Origin of the sequence: Azotobacter beijerinckii, from assembly GCF_900110885.1 — a bacterium.
Classification (GTDB): Bacteria; Pseudomonadota; Gammaproteobacteria; order Pseudomonadales; family Pseudomonadaceae; genus Azotobacter; species Azotobacter beijerinckii.
The window spans coordinates 45,268-53,342 of record NZ_FOFJ01000029.1 but is presented as its reverse complement, the minus strand read 5'-3'; the positions used below and the strand labels follow the sequence as shown (position 1 = coordinate 53,342).

Here is an 8,075-nt window from a genome sequence, read left to right as displayed (position 1 = left end):
CGTGGCCGAGCAGGTCGGCATCGAGGGCCGCTGGGGCTACTTCGACAAGGCCGGCCAGCTGCGCGACATGATCCAGAACCACCTGCTGCAGCTGCTCTGCCTGATCGCCATGGACCCGCCGAGCGACCTGTCGGCCGACAGCATCCGCGACGAGAAGGTCAAGGTGCTCAAGGCGCTGGCGCCGATCGACGCCGCCCAGCTCAGCCAGCAGGTGGTGCGCGGCCAGTACGTGGCCGGCAACATCCAGGGCAAGGCGGTGCCGGGCTATCTGGAAGAGGACAACGCCAACCCGCGCAGCGACACCGAGACCTTCGTCGCGCTGCGTACGGAGGTCCGCAACTGGCGCTGGGCCGGGGTGCCGTTCTACCTGCGTACCGGCAAGCGTATGCCGGAGAAGCTGTCGCAGATCGTCATCCACTTCAAGGCGCCGCCGCACTACATCTTCGCCGCGGAGCAGCGCCCGTTGATCGGCAACAAGCTGATCATCCGCCTGCAGCCGAACGAGAGCATCGCCCTGCAGGTGATGACCAAGGAGCAGGGGCTGGACAAGGGCATGCAGCTGCGCAGCGGTCCGCTGCAGCTGAATTTCTCCGACACCTACCGCAGCGCGAGGATCCCCGACGCCTACGAGCGGCTGCTGCTGGAGGTGATGAAGGGCAACCAGAACCTCTTCGTGCGCAAGGACGAGATCGAGCACGCCTGGCTGTGGTGCGACCGGCTGATCGCCGGCTGGCGCCTGCAGGGCGAGGCGCCCAAGCCGTACGCGGCGGGCAGCTGGGGGCCGCTGGCGTCGATTGCCCTGATCACCCGCGACGGGAGGAGCTGGTATGGCGATTTCTGAACTCGATCTACCCGCCGGGGTAGTGGCCCGGCAACTGGCCGACGGCACCGCCCTGGCCGAGGGGCTTGCCGAGCATGTGGCCGAGGTGTTGCGCCAGGCCGTCGAAGCCGACGGCCTGGCCAGCCTGCTGGTGTCGGGCGGGCGCAGCCCGATTCCCTTCTTCGAGGCGCTGTCCGCCTTTGAGCTGGACTGGAGCCGGGTACAGGTCGGCCTGGTCGACGAGCGCTGGGTGGCACCGGATCAGGAGGGCAGCAACGAGGCGCTGGTGCGCCGCCACCTGCTGCGCGGCCCGGCCGCCGCGGCGAGCTTCCTCGGCCTCTACCAGCCGGCGGCCACCCTGGAGGCGGCGGCGCGCCAGGCGGGCAGGGCGCTGGAGCCCCTCAAGCGGCCGGTCGATATGGTGGTGCTGGGCATGGGCGAGGACGGCCACACCGCCTCGCTGTTCCCCGGCAGCCCGAACCTCGCCCAGGCCCTGGCCGGCACCTGCGCCGAGCCGTGCATGGCGATGCTCGCGCCGGTCGCCCCGCATCCGCGGATCAGTCTGACCTGGCCGCTGCTGGCCCGGGCGCGCCGGCGCTGTCTGGCGATCCAGGGGCCGGCCAAGCTGGAGACCCTGCGCCAGGCCCTGCGTGCCGATCCGCTGCGGATGCCGATCCGTGCCTTTCTCAACGATCCGCTGGAAATCTACTGGAGCCCCTGAGGGCGAAAGCGCAGGAAAGCCCGGCCCTTGCGAGGCCGCGGGCAACGAGTCCGCGAATCCGGGCAGCCAATCGGGATGGCCGCATTCATTACAAGACCAAGACAGATTTAAGGAGGCCGTACGCCCATGAGCTACTACCAGCAACCGTTCGACGTCACCCGCCTGGCTTCCTGGCAGGCGCTGCAGGAACACCGTCAGGCCATGCAGGACTTTCGCATGCGTGAGGCCTTCCAGGCCGATCCGCGGCGCTTCGACGACTTCTCCACCTCCAGCTGTGGCCTCTTTCTCGACTACTCGAAGAACTTGATCACCCAGGAAACCCGCACCCTGCTGGTCGCCCTGGCCCGCGAGGCGGGCCTGGCCGAGGCCGCCCGGGCGATGTTCGCCGGCGAGCCGGTCAACGCCTCGGAAGGCCGCCCGGTCCTGCACACCGCGCTGCGCCGCCCGATGGGCGACAGCCTGGTCATCGACGGCCACAACATCATGCGCGACGTGCACGCCGCTCTGGCGCAGATGACCGACATCGTCGGGCGCATCCACAACAAGCTGTGGCGCGGCTACAACGACAAGGCCATCACCGACGTGGTGAACATCGGCATCGGCGGCTCCTACCTCGGCCCCGAGCTGGTCTCCGAGGCGCTGTTGCCCTACACCCAGCAGTCCGGCGTGCGCTGCCACTACCTGGCGAACATCGACGGCAGCGAGTTCCGCGAGCTGACCGCCCGGCTGAACGCCGAGACCACCCTGTTCATCATCTCCAGCAAGACCTTCGGCACCCTGGAGACCCTGAAGAACGCCCAGGCCGCGCGCACCTGGTACCTGGCCAAGGGGGGCACCGAGGAAAAGCTCTATCGCCACTTCATCGCGGTGAGCAGCAACAAGCAGGCGGCGATCGAGTTCGGCATCCGCGAGAAGAACATCTTCCCGATGTGGGACTGGGTCGGCGGGCGCTATTCGCTGTGGTCGGCCATTGGCCTGCCGATCGCCCTGGCCATCGGCATGGCCAACTTCAAGGACCTGCTCTCCGGCGCCTATGCCATGGACTGCCATTTCCGCAACGAGCCGTTCGAGAACAACATGCCGGTGCTGCTGGCCATGCTCGGCATCTGGTACCACAACTTCTGGGGCGCGCAGACCCACGCCTTCCTGCCCTACGACCACTACCTGCGCAATTTCGTCAAGCACCTGCAGCAGATGGACATGGAGTCCAACGGCAAGAGCGTGCGCCAGGACGGCAGCCCGGTGTCCTGCGGTACCGGCCCGGTGATCTGGGGCGGCGTCGGCTGCAACGGCCAGCATGCCTACCACCAGCTGCTGCACCAGGGCACTCCGCTGATCCCGGCGGACTTCATCGTGCCGGTGGTCAGCCACAACCCGGTGGCCGACCACCACCAGTGGCTGTACGCCAACTGCCTGTCGCAGAGCCAGGCGCTGATGTGCGGCAAGAGCCGCGAGGAGGCTGAGGCCGAGCTGCGCGCCAAGGGCCTGCCGGAAGCGGAAGTGAAGCGCCTGGCGCCGCACAAGGTGATCCCCGGCAACCGGCCGAGCAACACCCTGGTGATGGAAACCCTCAACCCCAGCCGCCTCGGCGCGCTGATCGCCCTGTACGAGCACAAGGTGTTCGTCCAGGGGGTGGTCTGGGGGATCAACTCCTTCGACCAGTGGGGCGTCGAGCTGGGCAAGGAGCTGGGCAAGAACCTCTATGGCCGGCTGACCGCCTACGAGGCGCCGCCGGCCGAGGATTCCTCGACCCAGGGGCTGATCGACTATTTCCGCGGACGCCACCGCGGCTGATCCGAACGAGGTTGTACCCTGCGGGCCACGCCGTACGGCGTGGCCCGCTCGTACCTGAACAATAAATCCAAAAGGAAGGGTTACCGATGAACGTCGAACTCAGTCTGCAAGAGCGGTCGCCAGCCGCGGCCGGGACGAGCGCGCCCATTTCCACGACCTTCGCCTTCGTCCTGGTGACGGCCCTGTTCTTCATGTGGGGGCTGTCCCATGGCCTGCTGGACGTCCTGAACCACCATTTCCAGGAAACCCTGAACATCTCCCGGGCCAAGTCCGGGCTGATCCAGACCGCCTATTTCGGTGCCTATTTCATCATGGCGCTGCCGGTCGGCCTGTTCATGGAGCGCTGTGGCTACAAGGCCGGCATCCTGCTCGGCCTCGCGCTGTTCGCGATCGGCGCGCTGCTCTTCGTGCCAGCTTCCTGGGCCGCGACCTTCGACGCTTTCCTGGTCGCGCTCTTCGTGCTCGCCTGCGGTCTGGCCTGCCTGGAGGTGTCCGCCAACCTCTACGCCGCCGCGCTGGGCAGCCCGGACAAGACCGTGCAGCGCCTGAACTTCGCTCAGTCCTTCAACGGCCTCGGGGTGTTCCTCGGGCCGATGATCGGCGGCGCGGTGCTCTATGCGCCGCCGCTCGAGTTCGCCGGCAGCACCATTGCGCCGACCTCGTTGATCTATGTGTCGCTCGCCGTGCTGGTGGTGATGCTGATGGTGGTCTTCGCCCGCACCGCCTTCCCGGCGGTCGGTAGCGACCAGGCGTCCCATGAAGCCAGCGAGGCGCCGGCCGACGAGGAGGTCTCGCTGTGGCGCCGCAAGAACTTCACCTTCGCTCTGCTGGCGCAGTTCTGCAACATCGGCGCCTATGTCGGCGTCGGCGCCTACTTCATCAACTTCGCCCTGGAGCACTGGCAGGGCAGCACGCCCCAGTTCTGTTCCTTCCTGCTGTCGGTGGCGATGATCGGCTACATGGTTGGCCGTTTCTCCGGCACCTGGCTGATGCGCCGCATCCCGGCCCGCTCTCTGCTGGTGTTCAACGCCATCGCTTGTGCCTTCCTGAGCGTCGTCGCCATGCTGGCGATGGAGAAGGTCTCGGTCGTCGCGGTGATCGCCATGTATTTCTTCATGTCGATCATGTACCCGACGATCTTCGGCATGGGCGTGCAGGGCCTGGGCCGGCAGACCAACAAGGGCGGCTCGATCCTGGTGATGACCCTGGTCGGCGCCGCGCTTCTGCCCCTGGTGATGGGCGCGATCGCCGATGCCGCCGGCATGGCGACGTCCTTCATCGTGCCGTTCGCCTGCTGCGTGGTGGTGGCGCTCTACGGACTTTCCCAGAAGCCGGCCGTGGCCAGCGTTCCCCATTCCACGCTGGCCAGCGAATGAGCCGGTGACGTTGTTTCAGTGACCAAGAGGTGCGCAATGTTTCTAGTATGCGGCGAAGCGCTGTTCGACCTGTTCGTCGAGCCGGCGCACAGTGAATTGCCACGGCAGGTAGGGTTCAAGGCGATTGCCGGCGGCTCTCCCTTCAACGTGGCGGTGGGGCTCAGCCGGCTGGGGGTGGATTCCGCCCTGCTGACCGGGATCTCCACCGATTTCCTCGGCCTGCAGTTGCGTCAGGTGCTGGAGGACGAGGGGGTGTCGACCCGCTACCTGGTCCCGCTCGAGGCGTCCACCACGACCCTGAGTCTGGTCGCCGTCGACGCGCAGGGCGTGCCCCACTACAGTTTCTACGGGCATTCCGGGGCGGATCGCCAGCTGCGTCCGGAGCAGGTGCCCGCGCTGGGCGGCGAAGTCCGCGGCATCCATGTCGGCTCCTACTCGCTGGTCGTGCGGCCGACCGCGGACACCCTTTACGGGCTGGTGGCCAAGTCCTCGCAGGAGCTGCTGATCACCCTCGACCCCAACGTGCGTCTCAACGTCGAGCCCGACCTCGACGTCTGGCGCGAGCGGATTGGCGCCTTCGCCCGGCACGCCCATCTGGTCAAGGTCAGCGAGGAGGATCTGGAACTGCTCTATCCGGGCGAGGACCCGGCGGCGATGGCCGAGGGCTTTCTGCAGCACCAGTGCCGCCTGGTCTTCCTCACCCGCGGCGAGCGCGGCGTGACCGTGTTCAGCCGCGTCTACGGCAGCTGGTCGAGCCCGGCCCACGCGATCGTCCCGGTGGATACCGTGGGCGCCGGCGACACCTTCCAGGCCGCCCTGATCACCTACCTGGCCGAGCAGGGTTTCGATCGTCCGGGCCTGCTCGACAGCCTGGAGAAGTCCCACCTCGAGCAGATGCTCGCCTTCGCCCAGGCGGCGGCGGCGCTGACCTGCCAGCGCCGCGGGCCGGACCTGCCGCGCCGCCACGAGCTGACGGCCGCGGTCGGCCAGCCGGAGCCGGTCGTCTAGCCTGTATTCAGCGCGGCCCGGATCGGTTCGCGCCGACTCCGGAGGGCCGGGGCGAGGGGACGCCGCATGGGCGTCCCCGTTTCCCTTTTCCCCTCGGCCGGCCCGGCCGACAACCCGATCAACCCCAAGGAATCCATCATGAAGAAGCATTCCGGCCTCGCCGGCCCGGGCGCCATCGCCAGCGCCACGCCCGCGCCGGTCCATGAGTTTGTCCTGATCGACAGCGACAAGGCCCCGCAGAACTGGAGCATCGACAGCCGGCAGTTGGGTATCGAGACCGACACGCCGTTCTCGGTCACCCTGCGCACCCTGCACGGCGGGCGCCAGGAGGGTGTCAGCCTGATCGACATCGATACCGGCGCCATGCAGATCACCCTGGTGCCGACCCGCGGCATGAACGTGCTGCGCGCGGTGGCCGGCGACGTCCGCCTGGGCTGGGATTCCCCGGTCGGGGAAGTGGTCAACCCGGCCTTCATCGAACTCAACGGCCGCGGCGGTCTCGGCTGGCTGGAGGGCTTCAACGAGCTGGTCACCCGCTGCGGTTACGAATGGATCGGCCATCCCGGCGTGGACAAGGGCGAGCTGCTCACCCTGCACGGCCGGGTGTCGAACATCCCGGCTTCGCGGGTGGTGCTGAGCATCGACGAGAGACCCCCGTACACCATCCGCCTGCGCGGCGAGCTGAAGGAGCAGGCATTCAAGAAGGTCGACTTCGCCATCGTCACCGAGCTGAGCACCGAGCCGGGCGCGCAGAGCTTCACCCTCGACGACACCCTGACCAACCGCGGCGACTATCCCCGGGAATACCAGGCGCTCTACCACAACAACTTCGGCACGCCGCTCCTGGAGCAGGGCTCGCGTTTCGTCGCCCCGGTCAGGCAGGTGTCGCCGTTCAACGAGCGGGCCCGCGGCGAACTCGCCGAGTGGCAGAGCTATCGCGGGCCGACCGTGGACTACGACGAGACCGTCTACAACCTGATCCCCTACGGCGATGCGCTGGGCGACAGCCTGGCCGTGCTGCACAACCGTGCCGGCGACCGGGGCGTGGCGGTCGGTTTCAACCTCGGCCAGTTGCCGGTGTTCTCCCTGTGGAAGAACACCGATACCGAGCGGCAGGGCTACGTCACCGGCCTCGAGCCCGGCACCAGCTTCTCCTACAACCGCCGCTACCAGCGCCCGCTGGGCCTGGTGCCGACCATCGGCCCGAAGGAGCGGCGCCACTTCCAGCTCAGCTTCACGCTGCTCGCCGACGGCCAGGATGTGGAGCGGGCCCTGCAGCGGGTCGAGGAAATCCAGGCCGGGCGCCCGACCGAGGTGCGCGAAACGCCGCTGGTCGATCTGGGCGGGGAGTGAGCCCGCGCGGCAAGCGGGAGCTTTCGGCGTATTTTGTGCGGCGAGGTCTGACCCGTCGGGGTCTGGATGGCCCCCACAAAAGTCTTCGCGGTCGTCTGGGGTTCAGAGGGCGGGCGTCTCGCGTGCGCCGTCGAGCAGGGCCATGAAGGCCCGTGCCGCGTTGGACAGGGTCCGCTCGGTGTGCAGGATGTAGCCGAGCTGGCGCGACAGGCGGATGCCCGGCAGCGTCAGGGGTTTCACCTGGTCGTCCAGCATGGTGCGCGGCAATACGCTCCAGGCGATGCCGATGGACACCATCATCTTGATCGTCTCCAGGTAGTTGGTGCTCATGGCGATGTGGGGCGCCAGCCCTTCGCCTTCGAACAGGCGCTGGACGATGTGGTGGGTGAAGGTGTTGCCGCCGGGAAACACCGCCGGATGCCGGGCCACGTCGGCCAGGCTCACCCGGGCGTTGCGCGCCAGCGGGTGTTCCGGGGCGGCGACGAAATCCAGCGGATCGTCCCAGACTCTCACCGCCCGCACCGGCGCCGCCGTCTCCGGGGCCAGGGTGATCACCGCCAGCTCGGCACGGCCGTGGAGAATCTCCTCGTAGGCCACCTCAGAATCGAGAAAGTGGATGTCCAGCGTCACCTGCGGATGGGCGCGGGTGAAGGCGCGCAGCAGCGGCGGCAGACGGTGCAGGCCGATGTGGTGGCTGGTCGCCAGGGTCAGCCGGCCGCTGACGTCGCCATTGAGGTTGCTCAGCGCCCGCCGGGTATCCTCCAGCACGCTGAGAATCCGGTAGGCCCGCGGCAGCAGCGCGCGACCGGCTTCGGTCAGGTTCACTTCGCGGCCGAGGCGATCGAACAGGCGCACCTGGAGCTGCTGCTCCAGTGCGGCGATGCGCTTGCTCACCGCCGGCTGGGTCAGGTGCAGCCGCTCGCCGGCCTCGGAGAAGCTGCCGGTTTCGGCAATCGCGATGAAAGCGTTGAGGTTGGCGAGGTCCATGGTGGTTCGGTGCTCC

Annotated in this window: 7 protein-coding genes; 6 read left to right on the top strand and 1 reads right to left on the bottom strand. The window is 67.9% G+C overall.

From position 1 onward, the window contains the following. The 6 genes from BMY22_RS14765 to BMY22_RS14740 form a co-directional block, all read left to right on the top strand. Positions 1 to 841 (top strand): glucose-6-phosphate dehydrogenase (NADP(+)) (locus BMY22_RS14765; RefSeq protein WP_143068502.1); only part of this gene is annotated, 841 nt, incomplete at its 5' end. After that, positions 828 to 1,541 carry a 6-phosphogluconolactonase gene (pgl, locus tag BMY22_RS14760; protein ID WP_090623328.1) on the top strand — a complete coding sequence of 238 codons (714 nt, stop codon included), beginning with the start codon at positions 828 to 830 and terminating at the stop codon, positions 1,539 to 1,541. The genes BMY22_RS14765 and pgl, both read left to right, overlap by 14 nt. A 126-nt stretch (positions 1,542 to 1,667) precedes the next feature. Next, positions 1,668 to 3,335, top strand: coding sequence for a glucose-6-phosphate isomerase (gene pgi / locus BMY22_RS14755; protein WP_090623326.1), 1,668 nt, complete (start codon positions 1,668 to 1,670; stop codon positions 3,333 to 3,335). 86 nt (positions 3,336 to 3,421) lie between these two features. After that, positions 3,422 to 4,711: a sugar MFS transporter gene (locus BMY22_RS14750; RefSeq protein WP_090623324.1), complete on the top strand. Its 1,290-nt coding sequence runs from the start codon at positions 3,422 to 3,424 to the stop codon at positions 4,709 to 4,711. 36 nt (positions 4,712 to 4,747) lie between these two features. Next, the gene (locus BMY22_RS14745; RefSeq protein ID WP_090623321.1) at positions 4,748 to 5,719 is read left to right on the top strand and encodes a carbohydrate kinase family protein; all 972 of its coding nucleotides are present in this window, start codon (positions 4,748 to 4,750) and stop codon (positions 5,717 to 5,719) included. Positions 5,720 to 5,857: 138 nt separating this feature from the next. After that, positions 5,858 to 7,072, top strand: coding sequence for an aldose 1-epimerase family protein (locus tag BMY22_RS14740; protein WP_090623319.1), 1,215 nt, complete (start codon positions 5,858 to 5,860; stop codon positions 7,070 to 7,072). Between the two features lie 102 nt (positions 7,073 to 7,174). Here the strand turns inward: BMY22_RS14740 and BMY22_RS14735 are convergent, their stop codons facing one another. Continuing rightward, the gene (locus BMY22_RS14735) at positions 7,175 to 8,059 is read right to left on the bottom strand and encodes a LysR family transcriptional regulator (RefSeq protein WP_090623316.1); all 885 of its coding nucleotides are present in this window, start codon (positions 8,057 to 8,059) and stop codon (positions 7,175 to 7,177) included. Positions 8,060 to 8,075 lie beyond the last annotated feature (16 nt).